Annotated in this window: 16 protein-coding genes; 5 read left to right on the forward strand and 11 right to left on the reverse strand. The window is 72.8% G+C overall.

The window, feature by feature from the left end; all coding sequences use genetic code 11:
• Positions 1-82: 82 nt before the first annotated feature.
• Positions 83-1,429 carry an amidase gene (locus J2X68_RS38655; protein ID WP_310437298.1) on the reverse strand — a complete coding sequence of 449 codons (1,347 nt, stop codon included), beginning with the start codon at positions 1,427-1,429 and terminating at the stop codon, positions 83-85.
• A gap of 20 nt (positions 1,430-1,449) precedes the next feature.
• On the reverse strand, positions 1,450-1,953 hold the full coding sequence (locus tag J2X68_RS38660; protein WP_310437299.1) for a hypothetical protein: 504 nt from the start codon (positions 1,951-1,953) through the stop codon (positions 1,450-1,452).
• Positions 1,954-2,168: 215 nt separating this feature from the next.
• Here J2X68_RS38660 and J2X68_RS38665 point away from each other — a divergent pair, with 215 nt between their 5' ends.
• Positions 2,169-3,719 (forward strand): tetratricopeptide repeat protein, encoded by a 1,551-nt coding sequence (locus J2X68_RS38665; RefSeq protein ID WP_310437300.1) that lies wholly within the window; start codon positions 2,169-2,171, stop codon positions 3,717-3,719.
• A gap of 146 nt (positions 3,720-3,865) precedes the next feature.
• Here J2X68_RS38665 and J2X68_RS38670 read toward each other — a convergent pair whose 3' ends face one another.
• The 4 genes from J2X68_RS38670 to J2X68_RS38685 form a co-directional block, all read right to left on the reverse strand.
• Positions 3,866-4,819, reverse strand: coding sequence for a M28 family metallopeptidase (locus J2X68_RS38670; RefSeq protein ID WP_310437301.1), 954 nt, complete (start codon positions 4,817-4,819; stop codon positions 3,866-3,868).
• A gap of 176 nt (positions 4,820-4,995) precedes the next feature.
• Positions 4,996-5,481 carry a VOC family protein gene (locus J2X68_RS38675; protein ID WP_310437302.1) on the reverse strand — a complete coding sequence of 162 codons (486 nt, stop codon included), beginning with the start codon at positions 5,479-5,481 and terminating at the stop codon, positions 4,996-4,998.
• A gap of 222 nt (positions 5,482-5,703) precedes the next feature.
• The gene (rarD, locus tag J2X68_RS38680) at positions 5,704-6,864 is read right to left on the reverse strand and encodes an EamA family transporter RarD (protein WP_310437303.1); all 1,161 of its coding nucleotides are present in this window, start codon (positions 6,862-6,864) and stop codon (positions 5,704-5,706) included.
• 159 nt (positions 6,865-7,023) lie between these two features.
• Positions 7,024-7,878 (reverse strand): SDR family oxidoreductase, encoded by an 855-nt coding sequence (locus tag J2X68_RS38685; protein ID WP_310437304.1) that lies wholly within the window; start codon positions 7,876-7,878, stop codon positions 7,024-7,026.
• Between the two features lie 95 nt (positions 7,879-7,973).
• On the opposite strand from J2X68_RS38685, the gene J2X68_RS38690 reads away from it, so the two are divergent.
• Complete coding sequence (locus tag J2X68_RS38690) at positions 7,974-8,381, forward strand: helix-turn-helix domain-containing protein (protein ID WP_310437305.1); 408 nt, start codon at positions 7,974-7,976, stop codon at positions 8,379-8,381.
• 61 nt (positions 8,382-8,442) lie between these two features.
• On the opposite strand, the gene J2X68_RS38695 is transcribed toward J2X68_RS38690, so the two are convergent.
• The 5 genes from J2X68_RS38695 to J2X68_RS38715 all read right to left on the reverse strand — a co-directional run bounded on the left by J2X68_RS38695 (position 8,443) and on the right by J2X68_RS38715 (position 15,640).
• Positions 8,443-9,522, reverse strand: coding sequence for a 2-oxoacid:ferredoxin oxidoreductase subunit beta (locus J2X68_RS38695; RefSeq protein ID WP_310437306.1), 1,080 nt, complete (start codon positions 9,520-9,522; stop codon positions 8,443-8,445).
• On the reverse strand, positions 9,515-11,461 hold the full coding sequence (locus J2X68_RS38700) for a 2-oxoacid:acceptor oxidoreductase subunit alpha (RefSeq protein WP_310437307.1): 1,947 nt from the start codon (positions 11,459-11,461) through the stop codon (positions 9,515-9,517). The genes J2X68_RS38695 and J2X68_RS38700 overlap by 8 nt, the downstream gene beginning before the upstream one ends.
• 266 nt (positions 11,462-11,727) lie before the next feature.
• On the reverse strand, positions 11,728-12,399 hold the full coding sequence (locus tag J2X68_RS38705; RefSeq protein ID WP_028806907.1) for a response regulator transcription factor: 672 nt from the start codon (positions 12,397-12,399) through the stop codon (positions 11,728-11,730).
• 407 nt (positions 12,400-12,806) lie between these two features.
• Complete coding sequence (locus J2X68_RS38710) at positions 12,807-14,210, reverse strand: sensor domain-containing protein (protein ID WP_310437308.1); 1,404 nt, start codon at positions 14,208-14,210, stop codon at positions 12,807-12,809.
• A gap of 233 nt (positions 14,211-14,443) precedes the next feature.
• Entirely contained in the window at positions 14,444-15,640 is a 1,197-nt protein-coding gene (locus J2X68_RS38715; RefSeq protein WP_310437309.1) for a sensor domain-containing protein, read from the reverse strand.
• A 444-nt stretch (positions 15,641-16,084) separates the two neighbouring features.
• Between J2X68_RS38715 and J2X68_RS38720 the strand changes: the two genes are divergently transcribed.
• The 3 genes from J2X68_RS38720 to J2X68_RS38730 all read left to right on the forward strand — a co-directional run.
• A complete protein-coding gene (locus J2X68_RS38720) occupies positions 16,085-16,492 on the forward strand; it encodes an NADH-quinone oxidoreductase subunit A (RefSeq protein WP_310437310.1) in 408 nt (135 codons plus the stop codon).
• Positions 16,483-17,190 carry an NADH-quinone oxidoreductase subunit B family protein gene (locus tag J2X68_RS38725; RefSeq protein WP_310437311.1) on the forward strand — a complete coding sequence of 236 codons (708 nt, stop codon included), beginning with the start codon at positions 16,483-16,485 and terminating at the stop codon, positions 17,188-17,190. Before J2X68_RS38720 ends, J2X68_RS38725 begins: the two co-directional genes overlap by 10 nt.
• Positions 17,187-18,543: NADH-quinone oxidoreductase subunit C (locus J2X68_RS38730; protein ID WP_310437312.1), on the forward strand; the 1,357-nt coding region annotated here is incomplete at its 3' end. The genes J2X68_RS38725 and J2X68_RS38730, both read left to right, overlap by 4 nt.

An 18,543-nucleotide genomic window follows, 5' to 3' on the forward strand; every position in this document is an offset into this window, starting at 1 on the left:
GGCGTACGAGGATAGTCTGCATCTGCATTATATGTGTGCGCAAGTATCAATCGGGGGGTGCATACCGGCCGTGGAACCGGCGCTAGGGCGAGTCCGTGGGCGGGGCGGGTCCATGGGTGCGGGCCGGGCCGGGTCCAGGGCCAGGGCGAGCGGGATCCCGGGCGCCGGCGATCGGGGGAATGGGCATCGGGGGAACGGACATCGGGTCGCCGGGGATCGGGAGGGTGGAGGTCGGGGGCCCGGGACCGGGAGGCGTCTGGGCCTGGGCCGCTCGGGCGACCGCCAGGAGTGTGGTCTCCCCGCCGTGTGCCGCGACCATCTGCAGCCCCACGGGACAGCCGTCCGCGCCGACCCCCGCCGGGATGCTGATCGCCGGATGTCCGCTCAGGTTGAACGCCCAGGTGAGCGCGGTCGAGTAGCGGTCGCCCGGGCCTTCGTGACCGTGGGCGGCGTTCGGCGTCGTCGGGGTCAGCAGCAGGTCGGCGCGGGTGAAGAGGTCGGCCAGCAGACGGTCGTTGACGTCCCGGACGCGTTCGGCGGCGCGCAGGTCCGAGCCCGGGGTGCGCAGCGCGAGCCAGGCCGGGGCGGGGTCCGCCAGCCGCAGGGGCGCGCCGCAGGACGGCAGCAGCCGTACGACACCCGCCTCGGCGAGGCGTCCGGCGGCGGCACGGGCCAGGGCGAGCGGCTCCGGGTCGGGGTCGGCGAAACCGAGGTCGGCGGAGAACACGGCGACAGGCGGGAGAGGCGTCGGCGAGCGGACGGGCCAGGACGTCGGAGCGAGGATCTGCCAGTACGCCTCGGCGTCCGCCACGTGGTGTGCGAGGACGCCGGGCGCCGCCAGTCCCGTCCGGTCACCGGAGGGCGAGGCCGTTCCCTGCCGGGGCGGCGGACGGCGGTTCGTGGTCTTCAGGCCGGTCACCCCGCACCACGCGGCCGGGATCCGCACCGAGCCCGCGCCGTCGCTGCCGGTCGCCAGGGGGACCAGGCCGGCGGCCACCGCCGCGGCGGACCCGGCCGAGGAGCCGCCCGGCGTGCGGTCGGCGCGCCAGGGGTTGACCGTCCGGCCGTGGGCGCCGAGGCCCCAGGTCTGCCAGGGGGTGCCCGGTCCCGGCACGGCCGTCGCCCCGACCGGCACGCACCCGGCGGCGATCAACGGGCCCGCCGCACGCAGACCGTGACGCCCCTTCACGCCGATCGGCACCCCGGCCAGCGGCAGCCGCTCGCCCGCGGCGGCGCGGGCGTCGACCTCCCGCGCCCCCGCCCGCGCCCTCTCCTCCCACACCTCGGCGAAGGCGCACAGCGAACGGTCGGCCCGCGCGATCCGGGCGAGCGCGTCGCCGACCACGTCCACGGCCGACAGCCGCCCCGCCCGCACGGCCGCGGCGATCTCCCCGGCCGGCGGCCACGCCAGGGGCCCGGCGGATCCCACTCCCGGCCTCCCGCGCCCGCTCAGCGTGCCCCGGTGAGCCGGGACAGCGGTTCCGTCTCGCGGGGTGGGGGCCCGCCCAGTTCGCCGAGACGCCAGTTCGCCACCCAGGGGACGCGGTACACGTCGACGACCGATTCGATCACCCGCACGCGCTGGACGAGCGGCCGGGGCAGCCGGCCCGGCGCGTCCGCGACGAGCACCACCGCGTCCAGGTCGAGCCCTCGCGGGGCCTCGCCGCGCCGGAAGACCTCCAGGGTGCGCAGGACCGAGTCCAGCCCGGCCGCGTGGGTGCGGGCGACCAGCAGCACGGACGGGGGATCCCCGGCGCCGGGCCACGCGCGCCCGCAGTCGTGGCCGCCGTAGACCGCGGCGAGCGTCGAGCCGCCGGCCCCGCCGTGCGTACAGACCCAGGAGAAGCGCCGGGGCGCGGCGGTGGAGGCGTACGGCATCGGTACCGGAGCCGGTGCGGCCACCGGACCGCGGATCCAGATCTCCGGCCCCCGCTGCCCGTCCGTCGTCCCCATGACCCGTGCCCCTCCCCGTCGCCGCCGACTCTCCGGGGCGCCCCTGATCAGGCTGGTCCGGGAGCCGCCCCGGAGTGGGGCGTGGGTTCCTGGAACGAGGCTGTGACGTCGCGGTGACGCGTGGACCGGGAGCGCTCGGAGAGACTCAACAGTACGTGTCCACGTACACGTGCCTGGACGACCGGATCGTGACGACGCATCCGAGTGAGGAACCGATGTCTCGACTCAGCCGCGAGAAGAAGCGGGAACAGAAGCACGCCGGCCCGACGGCCGTCGTGGTGGCACCGCTCGATGTCCACGTCCGCGGGGGTGGGACGGCGACCATAGGGGGCGTACCGGTCGTGGCGGCCGACGGCGAGGAGATCCAGCGCGCCGTCCTGAGCCATCTCCACCGCATCGCCCTCGCCACCGGACACCCGGTCCTCGCCACGGTCCACGACGAACGCATCGGTTACGTCGTCGCCCTGCGCGTGGACCCGGACGGTTCCAGCCACTTCACGGCAGACCCCCTGCGGACGGCGGCGGCCCCGTCGGCCGCTGCCCCGACGGCGGCGGCACGTGCGGAGCCGGCGCGTGCGGAGCCGGCCCCGGACGCGCGGACCACCGGGCCCACCGGCCCGCCCGCGCCGATCGCCGCCCCCGCCGACCCGCCCGCGCCCTTCGACGCGCCGGTCTCGGCCGCGGGCCCAGGGCCCGCCGACACGCCGGTGCCCGCCGTCGCCCCCGCGCCCGCCGACACGCCGGTGCCCGTCGAGGACGAGCCGTCCGACCAGCCGCGACGCGACAAGGCGACGCACCTTCTGCGCGCGGTGCCGGAGCCGGTGCGGGACGCGGCCCCGACGTTCCCGTTGCGCGCGGTGCCCGAACCGGAAGCGGGACGGGGAGACCGGTCGGCGCCCGATACGGCGTCCCCGTACACGGCGGGGGAGACCCCGGCTCCTCCCGGCACCGTCACCGCCCCGACGGGTGTGTTCGGCCCGCCCCCGACGATGGACGAGCGGCCGGACCAGGACGCGCCCCCCACCTCCGCCCCCGCCTCACCCCTGACCTCGGCCCCCGTCACGGCCCCTGTCCCGCTGCCGCTCCCGACGCCCGCCTCGGACTCCACGCCCACCACCCGGTTCGCCTCGGCGTCCGCCGCCAAGTCCGGCTCCACGCCCACCCCGTTCGTCCCCGACGGCCTCATCGCGGACTCGGCCCTCGACCCGGACCCCGGCCCCAGGCCCACCCCCGCCCGGGGCTTCGACGCCGTCGCGGAGGCGGTGCTCGGGGACGACCCCCGCACCCTCCACGGCGACGGCGGCCCCCCGGCCCTCCTCGCGGAACCGCTCGCGCGGATCAACGAGGCGGTGCGGGCGGGCCGTACGGACGCCGCGGCCGCCCTCGCGGAGCGGACCGTGCTGGAGGCGTCCGGAACGCTGGGACCGGAGCACCCCGAGGTGCTCCGGCTGCGTGAACTCACGGCGTACATCGCCTACTTGGCAGGCGATCCGGTGCGCTCCTTCCACACCTCCCTCGATCTGGCCCGCATCCACCGCCGGACCCGGGACGCGGAGGCCGCGTACGGGAACGTCCAGAGCGCGGCGGCGGCCTGGCGTGCCGTACGCGACCCCCTGCAGGGACTGAACCTGGGGACCGAACTCCTCGGCCTGTGGACGGAACTCACCACCGAGGAGGGTCCGGCCGCCGACGACCTCGAAGAGCTGGAGTCGGCCCGCGCGCGCATGCTCCGGCTGGCCGAACGCGCCCGCAGGGCGGGCGCGTAACGGCCGGTCGGCCGGTCAGGAGAAATCGAGCGGAATCAGGCGGACTCAGGAAGCCCCGGAGGCCGCGCCGGCTGACCCGCGCTGACCCGCCCGGACCCGCCCGGACCCGCCCGGACCCGCCCGGACCCGCCCGGACCAGGGCGGGCTCAGGCGGACAGGGTCCAGACCGCGTACGCCAGCGCGTCCGAGTTGCGGTCCAGGGCCGTGTCGTTGATGTTCGCCGTGGTGTCGCAGGAGGAGTGGTAGCAGCGGTCGAAGGCCCGCCCGGCCGTGCCGCCCCACTTGGCCGCCTGCGCCGTCGTCTTGAGATAGTCGGCGCCGCTGAACAGGCCGCCCACCGGCACGCCCGCGTTCTTGAAGGGGGCGTGGTCGGAGCGGCCGTCGCCCTCGGTCTCGATCTCCGTCGGGACGCCGAGGCCGGTGAAGTAGTCCTTGAAGGTCTTCTCGATGGCCGGGTCGTCGTCATAGACGAAGTAGCCGGGGTTCGGCGAGCCGATCATGTCGAAGTTCAGGTAGCCGCTGATGCGGGCCCGGTTCGCCGAGGAGAGGCTGTTGACGTAGTACCGGGAGCCGACCATGCCCAGTTCCTCCGCGCCCCACCAGGCGAACCGCAGGTGCTTGGTGGGGTGGTAGCCGGCTCTGGACACGGCCAGCGCGGTCTCCAGGACGGCCGCCGAGCCGGAACCGTTGTCGTTGATGCCGGCCCCGGCGGTCACGGAGTCCAGATGGGACCCGGCCATCAGCACCTGGCCGGTGTCGCCGCCGGGCCAGTCGGCGACGAGGTTGTAGCCGGTGCGGCCCGAGGAGGTGAACTGCTGGACGGCGGTGGTGTATCCGGCCGCGTCCAGCTTGGCCTTCACGTAGTCGAGGGACGCCTTGTAGCCGGTGCGGCCGTGCGCTCGGTTGCCGCCGTTTGCGGTGGCGATGGACTGGAGCTGGGTCAGGTGGGCCTTGACGTTGGCCACCGGGATGTCGGGAGCGGCGGCGATCGCCCCGGCCTCGGGGGCGGGTGCCGCCCCGGCTATGGATCCGGTGGCGAGCAGGGTGACGGCTGCGACGACGGAGGTGACCGTCGCCCGCCCGGAAACGAGGAGCTTCATGGTGGGGGGCTCCGAATTCCAGCGGGACACCCGTGGGCGACCGTCGAGCACCTGGACGCCCACAGGTAATCCACAGTGAATGGGGTGACTGGATGGTGAAGCCGGGGCCAACACTCCGTCAAGAGCGCTATCCGGACAGCCGGTTCACATAGCGAAGCCCGCGGCGCCCCTGTCCCTCAGTGGACGCAGAACTCGTTGCCCTCCGGGTCCGCCATGACCACCCACTGCCCGGACGGCTCCTTCACCTCCCGCAGCACGCTCGCCCCCAGGGCCGTCAGCCGCTCGACCTCCCCGGCGCGCAGCCCCTCGCCGGGGTGCAGGTCGAGGTGGAGCCGGTTCTTCACGGTCTTCGGCTCCGGGACCCGCTGGAACAGCAGCCGTCGGCCGAGCCCGGTCCCGCTGTCGGGGTCGAACGGGTCGCCCGGGTGGCGTACGGCGATCAGGTCCCGGAAGGCCGGGCGTCCGTGGAACTCCAGCGTCGCCGCCCCCGGCAGCGCGCCGAGCTCCAGCAGCCGCTCGATGAGGGCGCTGTTGTCCTCGACCTCGTAATGCAGCGCTCCGGCCCAGAAGTCGGCCTGTGCGTGCGGGTCGGCCGCGTCGACGACGAGCTTCCAGTGCACGGGCGCGGGCCCGGCCTCGGGTACTCCAGATGTCTCGGTCATGCAGCCACTTCTAGCAGGCCCCGCCCCGGGCCGACCCGCCGCGCGCCGAACCCCGTCGGCGAGGTCGGACCGGACCCCCGCGCTCCGCTCCCACCGACGCCCCCGTCCCGTCGCCGCCCTCCCGTGCCGTCGAACGGCGGTGGCGGCTGGGCTCACGGTGGCGGTGGCGGTGGCGGTCGTGGCTGGGAACGCGGGGGATCGCGGTGGGGTGGTGCCCGCGGGCTACGGCTCGGTGAGGGGGGAGACTCCCGCCTCCGGGACCGGCGCGCCGGGCACGCCGGAGGCGGCGGCCACGGCGGCGACACCGGACACGGCCGCGCCGCCGGGTGCACCGGACGCGCCGGAGACGCCGGGGGCCGCGCTGTCCGCCTCCCGAACGGTGCCGTCCGCAGCACCGTTCGCGCCGCCGGTCGCGTCGTTCGCGGCGGGCGTCCTCGTCCTGACCGTGGACCGGTCCTTGCCGTCGGCGATCGCGGGGCCGAGCGCACGGGCCGCCCGGCGGGAGGTGCGCAGCGCGTCGCCGGTGAGCAGCACCAGCGCCAGCCACACCAGGGCGAACCCGGCCCAGCGCTCGGGCGGCATGGCCTCGCCGAAGTAGAGGACGCCGAGGAGGAACTGGAAGACCGGCGCCAGGTACTGGAGCAGACCCAGCGTGGACAGCGGCACGCGGATCGCCGCCGCGCCGAAACAGACCAGCGGGAGCGCGGTGACGAGGCCGGTGGAGGCGAGCAGGGCCGCGTGTCCGGCGCCCTCGGTCGCGAAGGTGAGCCCGCCGTGCGCGGACAGCCACAGCAGATAGCCCAGCGCGGGCAGGAACTGGACGGCGGTCTCGGCGGCCAGCGACTCGACCCCGCCGAGGTTGACCTTCTTCTTGACCAGCCCGTAGGTCGCGAAGGAGAAGGCGAGGGTGAGGGAGATCCACGGCGGACGGCCGTAGCCGATGGTCAGGACCAGCACCGCGGAGAAGCCGATGCCGACCGCGGCCCACTGCGCGGGACGCAGCCGTTCCTTGAGGAGGAGGACACCCATGGCGATGGTGACCAGCGGGTTGATGAAGTAACCGAGGGACGCCTCGACGACGTGGCCGCTGTTCACGGCCCAGATGTAGACGCCCCAGTTCACGGTGATGACGGCCGCGGCTGTCACGACGAGCCCCAGCCGGCGCGGCTGCCGCAGCAGCTCACCGGCCCACGCCCAGCGCCGGACGACGAGCAGCGCGACGGCGACGAAGGCGAGGGACCACACCATGCGATGGGCGAGGATCTCGGTCGCCCCGGCCGGCTTGAGCAGGGGCCAGAAGAGGGGGACCAGTCCCCACATCCCGTAGGCCGCCAGACCGTTCAGCAGGCCTGTCCGGCCTTCACTCTTCGACGTCCGGGCCACGGGGCCCCTCCTTCTCACGTCAGGCATGCGTGGACGAAGGTAACGCCGAGCACCCCGGTCTGTCATGCCCGTATCGCCATACGGTCATGACAGGCGGGGTGGGGCGCGGCGCTGAGTGACGGCCAGGGGCCACGCGGCATGAGCGCGGCCGGGGGAGTGTCAGCCCTTGAGTGCGGCCGCGATCGCCTCGGAGAGCGGGGTCGTCGGGCGGCCCGCCAGCCGGGACAGGTCGCCGCCGGGCACGACCAGTTCGCCCTTCTCGATCGACGCGTCCACGCCGACCAGGATCGTCGCGAACGCCTCGGGCAGGCCGGCGCCGGTCAGGATGCCGGTGAGCACCTCGCCGGGCACGGAGTTGTAGACGATCTCCTTGCCGGTCTGCCGGCTCAGCTCGGCCGCGTACTCGGCGAAGCTCCACGCCTCGTCGCCGCCCAGCTCGTACGTCCTGTTCTCGTGACCCTCGCCGGTCAGCACCGCGACCGCCGCGGCCGCGTAGTCGGCGCGGGAGGCGGAGGAGACCCGGCCCGCACCGGCGGCGGCGACGACGGCGTTGTGCTCCAGCACCGGGGCGAGCTGCTCGGTGTAGTTCTCGTGGTACCAGCCGTTGCGCAGCAGCGTGTACGGCAGGCCGGATGCGATCAGCGCCTTCTCGGTGGCGCGGTGGTCGTCCGCCAGCGCCGCGCTCAGGCTCCCCGGCGCGCTGGTGTACGCGAGGAGCGCGACCCCGGCCGCCTTCGCGGCGTCGATCACCACCTGGTGCTGTGCCGGGCGGCCCTTGTCGAACTCGTTGCCCGAGATCAGCAGCACCTTGTCGCCGGAGGCGAACAGGCTGCCGAAGGTCTCGGGGGCGTTGTAGTCGGCGACCGCGATCCGTACGCCGCGGGCCGCGAGGTCGGCGGCCTTGGCCTCGTCGCGCACGACGGCCGTGATCTGCTCGGCCGGAACCTTCTCCAGCAACTGCTCCACGACGTGACGGCCGAGGTGTCCGGTGGCTCCGGTGACGACGATGCTCATGGCTGAGAACTCCTGGTGGGGGTTGCGGGGCTGTCACCGACCCTAGGCTGAGCACTAACCAAGCGAAAGTACCCACTTTGAAGTAAGGTACTGGCATGGCAGTAAGTGTGCAGGTGGGGCCGTCCGAAGCGGAGGGCATGTGTCCGCACCGTCTCGTCATCGAACATGTCACCAGCCGGTGGGGTGTCCTGGTGCTGATCGAGCTGCTCGACCGCTCGTACCGGTTCAGCGAGCTGCGCCGGGCGATCGGCGGGGTGGGCCGGCCGGTCAGCGAGAAGATGCTCACCCAGACCCTCCAGACCCTCGAACGCGACGGCCTGGTGCACCGCGACGCCAAGCCGGTCATCCCGCCGCGCGTCGACTACTCCCTGACCGAGCTCGGCCGGGAGGCGGCCGAGCAGGTGCGCGCGCTCGCCCTGTGGACGCACACCCGCATGCCGGACGTGGAGCAGGCCCGCCGGGCATACGACGAGGCCCGGGAGCCGCGCTCCCGGGCCTCGTGAACCGCTCCGACCTCAGGTCTCAGGTCTCAGGCACCGGACACCGGACCCCAGGCCTGACGCCTCAGCCGACGACCGTCCAGGTGTCGCCGCCCGCCAGCAGCGCCGCGAGGTCGCCCTTGCCGTGCTGCTCGATCGCCGCGTCCAGCTGGTCCGCCATCTGGGTGTCGTAGACCGGCCGTTCCACCGCGCGCAGCACGCCGATCGGCGTGTGGTGCAGGGTGTCCGGGTCCGCCAGCCGGGACAGCGCGAAGGCGGTGGTCGGGGACGTGGCGTGCGCGTCGTGGACCAGGACGTCCGCCTCGTTCTCCGGAGTCACCGTGACGACCCGCGGATCCCCGCTCGCCGGGTCGCGCACGACGCCCCGCGCACCGTCCGCCCCGAACCGGATCGGCTGCCCGTGCTCGAGCCGGATCACCGCCTCCTCGGCCGACTGCCGGTCCTTCAGCGCCTCGAACGCGCCGTCGTTGAAGATGTTGCAGTTCTGGTAGATCTCGACCAGCGCCGTGCCGGGGTGGGCGGCGGCCTGGCGCAGCACCTCCGTCAGGTGCTTGCGGTCGGAGTCGATGGTCCGAGCCACGAACGACGCCTCCGCGCCGAGCGCCAGCGACACCGGGTTGAAGGGCGCGTCCAGCGAGCCCATCGGCGTCGACTTGGTGATCTTTCCGATCTCCGAGGTGGGCGAGTACTGGCCCTTGGTCAGCCCGTAGATCCGGTTGTTGAACAGCAGGATCTTCAGATTGACGTTCCGCCGCAGGGCGTGGATCAGATGGTTGCCGCCGATGGACAACGCGTCGCCGTCGCCCGTGACCACCCACACGCTCAGGTCCCGGCGCGAGGAGGCGAGACCGGTCGCGATGGCCGGCGCCCGCCCGTGGATGGAGTGCATGCCGTACGTGTTCATGTAGTACGGGAAGCGTGACGAGCAGCCGATGCCCGACACGAAGACGATGTTCTCCTTGGCGAGCCCCAGCTCCGGCATGAAGCCCTGGACGGCCGCCAGGATCGCGTAGTCACCGCAGCCGGGGCACCAGCGCACTTCCTGATCGGACTTGAAGTCCTTCATGGACTGCCGGGCCACGGCCTTGGGGACGAGCGAGAGCGCTTCGATCGTGCCCGTGGCCTCCGTCGAGGTCTCAGCCATGGATGGCCTCCTTGAGCGTCGCGGCGAGCTGCTCCGCCTTGAACGGCATGCCGTTGACCTGGTTGAACGAACGGGCGTCGACCAGATACTTCGCCCGTACGAGGGTGGCGAGCTGGCCGAGGTTCATCTCGGGGACCACGACCTTGTCGTAACGCTCCAGCACGGCGCCCAGGTTGCGCGGGAACGGGTTCAGGTGCCGCAGATGGGCCTGCGCGACGGCCTCACCGGCGGTGCGCAGCCGCCGTACCGCGGCGGTGATCGGCCCGTAGGTGGAACCCCAGCCCAGCACCAGGGTGCTCGCCCCGTGCGGGTCGTCGACCTCGAGATCGGGGACCTCGATGCCGTCGATCTTGGCCTGCCGCACGCGGACCATGAACTCGTGGTTGGCCGGGGCGTAGGAGATGTTCCCCGTCCCGTCCTCCTTCTCGATCCCGCCGATGCGGTGCTCCAGACCCGGCGTGCCCGGGACCGCCCAGGGCCGGGCCAGCGTCTGCGGGTCGCGCTTGTACGGCCAGAAGACCTCGCTGCCGTCGTCCAGGGTGTGGTTGGGCCCCTGGGCGAACTGCACGGTCAGGTCCGGCAGCTCGTCCAGCTCCGGGATCCGCCAGGGCTCGGAGCCGTTGGCCAGATAGCCGTCGGACAGGAGCATCACCGGTGTGCGGTAGGTGAGCGCGATCCGGGCGGCCTCCAGGGCCGCGTCGAAACAGTCGGCGGGCGTGCGGGGCGCGACGATCGGCACCGGCGCCTCGCCGTTGCGCCCGAACATGGCCTGCAGCAGGTCGGCCTGCTCGGTCTTGGTCGGCAGACCGGTCGACGGCCCGCCCCGCTGGATGTCCACGACCAGCAGCGGCAGCTCCATCGAGACCGCGAGCCCGATGGTCTCGCTCTTCAGCGCCACGCCGGGCCCGGAGGTGGTGGTGACGGCGAGGGACCCGCCGAAGGCCGCCCCCAGCGCCGCGCCGATCCCCGCGATCTCGTCCTCGGCCTGGAACGTCCGCACGCCGAAGTTCTTGTGTCTGCTGAGCTCGTGCAGGATGTCCGAGGCCGGCGTGATCGGGTACGACCCCAGGAACAGCGGCAGGTCGGCCTGCCGGGACGCGCTGATCAGCCCGTACGCCAGAGCGAGGTTCCCGGAGATGTTCCGGTAGGTGCCGACGGGAAACGCCTTCGCGGCCGGGGCGACCTCATAACTGACGGCGAAGTCCTCGGTCGTCTCGCCGAAGTTCCATCCGGCACGGAAAGCGGTGAGGTTCGCGGCCGCGATGTCGGGCTTCTTCGCGAACTTCGACTTCAGGAACTTCTCGGTGCCCTCGGTGGGCCGGTGATACATCCACGACAAGAGGCCCAGCGCGAACATGTTCTTGCTGCGCTCGGCCTCTTTGCGGGTGAGGTCGAATTCCTTGAGGGCCTCGACGGTCAGGGTGGTCAGCGGGACCGGATGGAGCTGGTAACCGTCGAGGGATCCATCCTCCAGCGGCGAGGCCGCGTACCCCACCTTCTGCATCGCCCGCTTGGTGAACTCGTCCGTGTTGACGATGATCTCCGCGCCGCGCGGCACATCGCCGATGTTCGCCTTCAGCGCCGCCGGATTCATCGCGACCAGCACATTGGGCGCGTCACCCGGAGTCAGGATGTCGTGGTCGGCGAAGTGCAGCTGGAACGAGGAGACGCCGGGGAGGGTGCCGGCGGGCGCGCGGATCTCGGCGGGGAAGTTCGGCAGGGTGGAGAGGTCGTTGCCGAACGACGCGGTCTCCGAGGTGAAGCGGTCACCGGTGAGCTGCATGCCGTCACCCGAGTCGCCCGCGAACCTGATGATCACCCGGTCGAGACGACGGACGTCCTTCGTCCCACCCGGTTTGCGCTGTTCTCCCACGACGGTCCCGTCGGCTCCGTCGGTTCCGTCGTCCTGTTCCGCTGGGCTGCTGACCTGACTGGTCACTGAACTGGACCTCCCTCGAGGTGGCTGTCCCGGAAGGCCTTCGCAAAGGCCGTCCACGGATCAACCCTACGTCTGTAAGGGTCGCCTTACCTCGGCCATTCGTATGACGGTCGTTGTCCCGAGACGGCCCGGCACCCCCGCTCTTCATGATTTCCCGCCGCCCGGTGTGATTCCGGTAGACGCTCCGGATCACACCACGGTTCTCCACCGCCTGTGCGCCACCTCCACCGAGTTCCCCGCTCGACGAAAGGCACAGTGCCATCTCGCTACGAATTGAGATAGGTGAGAACCGCCAGTACGCGGCGGTGATCCCCGTCACTCGGCGACAGGCCCAGCTTCAGGAAGATGTTGCTGACGTGCTTCTCCACGGCCCCGTCGCTGACGACCAGCTGCCGGGCGATCGCGGAGTTCGTCCGCCCCTCGGCCATCAGCCCCAGAACCTCCCGCTCCCGCGGGGTGAGCCCGGCCAGCACGTCCTGCTTCCTGCTCCGCCCGAGCAGCTGCGCCACGACCTCCGGATCCAGGGCGGTACCGCCCTGCGCGACCCGCACCACGGCGTCCACGAACTCCCGCACCTCCGCCACGCGGTCCTTCAGCAGATACCCGACCCCGCGACTGGAACCGGCCAACAGTTCGGTGGCGTACCTCTCCTCCACGTACTGCGACAGCACCAGCACACCGAGCCCCGGATGCGCCTTGCGCAGCTGTACGGCGGCCCGCACCCCCTCGTCCGTGTGGGTCGGCGGCATCCGCACGTCCGCGACGACGACATCGGGCAACGCGCCCTCGTCGCCCAGCTCCGTGATGGTCTTGACCAGAGCGTCGGCGTCCCCGACCCCGGCCACCACCTCATGCCCCCGGTCGGTCAGCAACCGGGTCAGCCCCTCCCTCAACAGCACCGAATCCTCGGCGATGACCACCCGCACCCTGTCCTCCACGCTCCTCGGCCCCCCAGCCGTCCACCCCGTTGGTAGAACCAGTCAAGCATTCCAGCAACGGCCCCGTCTGCACCCGCCGAGAACCCCACCCCGGACGAGGACGACGCGAAGAGACCCTCGACCCAGTGCGTTTCAGCCTCGGGAGTTCGGCTGCCCGGGGGCCCGGGGGCCCGGGGGTTCGAGCGCCCAGGGGCCCGAGGGCTCGGGGGCTCGGGGGGCGGGGGTTCGGGGTATGGCGGGGAGGAGGGCCGAGGTACGCGGGTACGGGGGGAGAGTCCCCGGGACGGGACCGGACAGGACGACGGGAAGGGACAGGACGGGAAGGGACAGGACGGGCAGGGTAGGACAGGGCAGGGGGCGGCGGGGGCGAGGAGGCCCACCGCCGTCGCAGCGAGAGCGCTCGCCGCTCAGGCCCCGCCCCCGCGCCAGGGCAGCTCCGCGGTGACCCGGGTGGGTCCGCCCACCGGCGAATCGACCACCAGGATCCCGTCCACCGCGTCCAACCGCCCCGCGAGCCCGGCCAACCCCGACCCCCCGCCGGAGGCGTCCGCTCCGCCCACCCCGTCATCCACCACCTGCAGCAGCAACCGGTCCTCCACCCGCCACACATCGACCGAAGCCGACCGCGCCCCGCTGTGCTTGCTGATGTTCTGGAGCAGCTCCGAGACGGTGAAGTACGCGATCCCCTCGATCGCCGGGGCCGGCCGCTCCACCAGATCCACATCCACCCGCACCGGCACCGTGCACCGCGACGCCACCGCGGACAGCGCCGCGTCCAGCCCCCGGTCCGTCAGCACCGCCGGATGGATCCCGCGCGCCAGGTCCCGCAGTTCCTGCAACGCCGTCTTGACCTCGCCGTGCGCCTCGTCCACCATCCGCGCCGCCTCGCGCGGATCCTCCCGCAGCTTCTCCTTCGCCAGACCCAGGTCCATCGCCAGCGCCACCAGCCGGGCCTGCGCCCCGTCGTGCAGGTCGCGCTCGATGCGCCGCAGATCGGCGGAGGCGGTGTCCACCACGACCCCCCGGTCGGACTCCAGCTCCACCACCCTCGCCCCCAGCGACGACGGCCCGAGCAGCCCGTGCACCAGCAGCCGGTCCACGGTCGTCAGCGCCCGCACGATCCACGGCGTGGCGAGCGTGATCAACAGACCCACCGACGCCGTCACGGTGATCTCGAAGGGGTTGTCGAGGTAGACGCTGTGCTGTTCGTCGCCGTACAGCTGGAGCCCGCCCTGACCGCCGTACATCGGGAAGACCCAGAACCACAGCGGATACGTCAGCATCGTCCAGCCGAACGACCACACGGTCACCGCGACGCTGAACGAGAACACCGCCCACGGAAACTGCACCACCGCGTACAGCGCCTGCCGCCACGACGTCCCGCTCTTGAGAACGGCGGCCATCCAGGCCATCGCACCCTTGCCCCGCGGCCGCAGCGGCTCGGGATCGGCCACCTCGAGGCCGAGCAGCCCCCGCGCCCGGGCCCGCTCCAGCGCCCCGAAGCCCCGGCCCGCCGCCAGTCCCGCCGCCAGCACCGGAATCCCGAGGAACGTCACCAGCAGACCGGCCCCCAGCGACAGCATCGTGATCGTGAAGGTGAACAGCAGGATGCCGATCGGCAGCCCGAGCAGGACGTAGACGAGCTCCCGCCAGTGGCGCGCGGTGAGCGGCTCCCGCAGCCACGTCGGCAGCAGGTGACGGCGCTCCGCGTCCCGGTGGCCGTACTCCGGCCCGTACCGGTCCTGCCGCCCGTACTGCCCGTACTGCCCGTACTGGTCGTGCTGCCCGTACTGCCCGTACTGCGTGGCCATCGGCGTCGTCCGTTCTACTCGTCCTGCTCGTCGCGCAGCTGTCGATCCGTACCTCCCACCCTGCTCGGTGGCGTCCCCACGGACCATGGAGTCCGTCGGCGTCTTGGAAGGGGGGTTTTCCCTACCTCCCGAGGCAGCCCTCTCTCCCATCGCCGCCGTCTCCCGCGGTCGTCGCTGTCCGCGGTCGTCGCCCACCGCGCCGCCGACTCGGCCCGTCCGCTGCCCGCTGCCCGCTACTCGCTCTGTCCGCGATTCCGCCAGGGCAGCTCCGCGGTCACCGTCGTAGGACCCCCCACCGGCGACTCCACGACGAACAGCCCGTCCACGGCGTCCAGCCGCTCCGCGAGCCCCCGCATGCCCGACCCGCCGTCGAGCCGCGCACCGCCCCGGCCGTCGTCCCACACCTGGATGAGCAGCCGGTCGTCCGTCCGCCACACGTCGACCGAGGCCGACCGGGCCCCGCTGTGCTTGCTGACGTTCTGGAGCAGTTCCGAGACGGTGAAGTAGGCGATGCCCTCGATGGCCTGCGCCGGTCGGGACGTCAGGTCGGCGGTCACCTTCACCGGGACCGTGCAGCGCGAGGCCACGGAGGACAGGGCCGCGTCCAGCCCCCGGTCGGTCAGGACCGCCGGATGGATCCCGCGCGCCAGGTCCCGCAGCTCCTGGAGGGCGAGCTTCACCTCACCGTGCGCCTCCTCCACCATCGCCGCCACGACCTCGTCGGCCTGACCCTCCAGCAACTTCTCCTTCGCCAGGCCCAGCCCCATCGCCAGGTTGACCAGCCGGGCCTGCGCCCCGTCGTGCAGATCGCGCTCGATGCGCCGCAGATCGGCGGCCGCGGTGTCGACCACGACCCCCCGGTCCGACTCCAGCTCCGCGATCCGCCGCTCCAGCTCGTCCGAGGGCGACAGCAGGGCCCGCACCATCGCCCGGTCCGCGTTGGTCAGCCCGCGCGCCAGGAACGGCAGCACCGGCCACAGCACGAACAGCGCGGGCAGAACGACGCTGAACGTCAGCACTCCCCAGGGCAGCCGGATGAGGTCGTACAGCACCGTCCGCCAGGCCACCGGGTCCTTCAGCATCAGCCACAACCGCTCGAACAGACCGCCCGCCCTGCGCAACGGCAACGGGCTCGGCTCGTCGATGCGCACCCCGAGCAGCAGACGCGCCCGCCCCCGCTCGAACCGGCCCAGCAGCCGCGCCCCGGCCAGCCCGAGCGCCAGCAGCGGGAACCCGACCACGGTGACGGTCATCGCGGCGCCGGTGACGATCACCGTCATCACATAGGTGAACCCGATCAACGCCATCGGCAGGTTCGTCAGAAGGTGCGCGATCTCCTTCCACGTCTGCGGGTCGTAGGCGAGACGGACCGGAGGCAGACGGTCGTCGCCCTGCCCCACCGCGCCCGGCACCACGGTCGTGCCCGGCAAGCCGGCCGCGCCCGACCCGGTGATCGTGTCCGGCGCAGCGATCGGGCCAGGTGATGCGGTCGGGCCAGGCGATGCGGCTGTGCCTGGCGCAGGGGTCGGGCCTGGCGAGGCGGTCGTGTCCGGTCTGGCGGTCGGGCGGGGAGCGGCTCTCGGGTGGGAGCCGCCCGGTTGAAAGCCGCCCGGGCGGAAACCCTTTTCGTCGGAGGGGTTCGGGTCGGAGGCGGATCGGCTGGCGGAAGCGGTCATATGGGCTAGCCTGCCGCGCCGCGGGGCACCGCGCCATGAGGTCTGCTGCCTTCCTCGACCGGGGGAAAACCCCCGCCCCACCGGACGAGGCGTGACGGGCTGCTTACCGTCCCTTTATCAGGGCCTAGACTCCCGTGCGTACAGATCGTCGAACGGCCTGTCGTCGAAGAGACTGAGGTCAGGGAGCGAGGGACGGGCGTGCGGGAACGGACCGTCGATGTCGCGGCGGAATTCGCGGCGGACTACTTCCAGTCCTACTCCGTCGTCGGGCTGCTCGCCGTCGTCGGCGTGCTGTTCGTCGCCGTGGCCTTCGGCGCGGGGCGCCTGTTGCGCCCGGTGGTCCCCACCCCGGAGAAGCTCCTGACGTACGAGTGCGGCGTCGACCCCGTGGGCGAGGGCTGGGCCCACACCCAGGTCCGCTACTACGTCTACGCCTTCCTCTACGTGATCTTCGCCGTCGACTCGATCTTCCTCTTCCCCTGGGCGACGGTCTTCGCGGCCCCCGGCTACGGCGCGACCACGCTCGTGGAGATGTTCATCTTCCTCGGCTTCCTGGCCGTGGGCCTGCTGTACGCCTACAAGAAGGGCGTCCTGACATGGACGTGACGCCGAAAGTGAATGCACCGGAACAGCCGGAACAGCCGCCACAGCCCGGGCAGTCCGGACACCCCGAACAGGTGGTCCCGGAGCCCGTCCTGCTGCCGGAGCCGAAGCGCCTGGGCACCCTGGCCCGCGTGGCGCCGGAGCCGATGAAGGTGATCCTGAACTGGGGCCGCCGCTACTCGCTCTGGGTCTTCAACTTCGGCCTCGCCTGCTGCGCGATCGAGTTCATCGCCGCGTCGATGGCCCGCCACGACTTCATCCGCCTCGGCGTCATCCCCTTCGCGCCGGGCCCCCGCCAGGCCGACCTGATGGTCGTCTCCGGCACGGTCACCGACAAGATGGCCCCGGCCGTGAAGCGCCTCTACGAGCAGATGCCCGAGCCGAAGTACGTCATCTCCTTCGGCGCGTGCAGCAACTGCGGCGGCCCCTACTGGGACTCGTACTCGGTGACGAAGGGCGTCGACCAGATCATCCCCGTGGACGTGTACGTGCCGGGCTGCCCGCCGCGCCCGGAGGCGCTTCTCCAGGGCATCCTCAAGCTCCAGGAGAAGATCGCCCGGGAGTCCCTGCCCGAGCGCTACGGCCCGACGCCGTCCCGCCCGGCCGTCTCCCGCCCCTCGACGGCGGCCCTCCAGAGCGGCCTGGTGCGGCCCCCGGCCGCCGGAACTCCCGCAGCACCCGATCCGGGGGAGGGCCGATGACCACGATCGGCTGGCTCCCCGCCCCCGCCGACGAACTGTTCGGCCCGCAGGCCACGGCCGAGGAGTCGTACGACGTCCTGACGGTCGACGTCCCGCCCACGTCCTGGACCGACGCCCTGCGCGTGGCCCGCGACCGCCTGACCTGCACCTACTTCGACTGGCTGAGCGCGGTCGACGAACCGGGCACGGGCTTCCGCGTCTCGGCGCACGTCGTCGCCCTCTCCCCGGTGCGTCGCCTGCTGCTGCGTACGACGATCCCGCACGAGGCGCCGACCCTCGCCTCCGCCGTCGACGTCTACGCCGGCGCGGCCTGGCACGAACGCGAGACGCACGAGATGTTCGGCGTCACCTTCACGGGCCACCCCGCCCTGAACCACCTCCTCCTCCCGGAGACCTTCGAGGGCCACCCCCTGCGCAAGGACTTCGTCCTCGCCGCGCGCGTGGCCAAGGCCTGGCCCGGCGCGAAGGAGCCCGGAGAGTCCGAGCACGGCGGCCCCAAGCGCCGCCAGATGCTCCCGCCGGGCGTCCCCGACCCCAACGAATGGGGACCCCTGAAGGGCCAGCTCCCGCCCGCCCCGGCCCGCCCGGCCCGAGCGGCGGCAGGACGCGCGGCAGGCGAACGCCCGGTCCGCCGCGCCCGCACGGCCTCGGAGGGCTCAGCAAGCCAACCGAACCCCCCGACCCCGGAAACCGCACCCACCCCAACCCCGCCAACCCCTCCCGCTTCCCCTTCTTCGGCGTCCTCGCCGTCTTCACCGGTTTCCTCGACTCCGGCGGGCCAGGCGGGCCAGGCGAGTCCGGGCACATCGGCGGCTCCGACGGCTCCCTCGGCTCCGGCGGCGCCTGCCGGGCCCCGCCGTGCCCGCAGCGCGAGCGCGGGCTCGGCCTCGCAACGAGCGGCTGCCACGGAGTCCTCGGGCACCGCGGGATCCGCGCCCGCCGCGCCGACGGAACCGACGGGCCCCGGGTCGACCCCGCAACCCCCGGCAGGACCGCGCCGCGCGCGCAGCGCCTCCCAGGGCTCGGCCTCGCAGCGCACCCAGCCCCCGGCGACGCCCGACGACACCCCCGCACGCCGCTCCACGGCCCCCCGCAGCTCCGACGCCCCGTGGCACCACGCCCGCCCGGCGTTCGACGAGCCGCAGCAGACCCCGGAGCCCAGCGAACAAGGGCAAGCGAAGGACGCGCCAACCCCGAAGCCGACCCAGGCACCGGAGCCGGTCCAGGCACCGGAGCCGGTCCAGAAGCCGGAACCGGCCCAGGCACCCGCCTCGGCCCAGAAGCCGGGTTCGACTCCGGAACCGGACGCAGTCCCGGAGTCCAGGCCGGACCACGAGCCGAAGCCGGAGTCGG

This window comes from Streptomyces sp. 3330, from assembly GCF_031456635.1.
Lineage (GTDB): Bacteria > Actinomycetota > Actinomycetes > Streptomycetales > Streptomycetaceae > Streptomyces.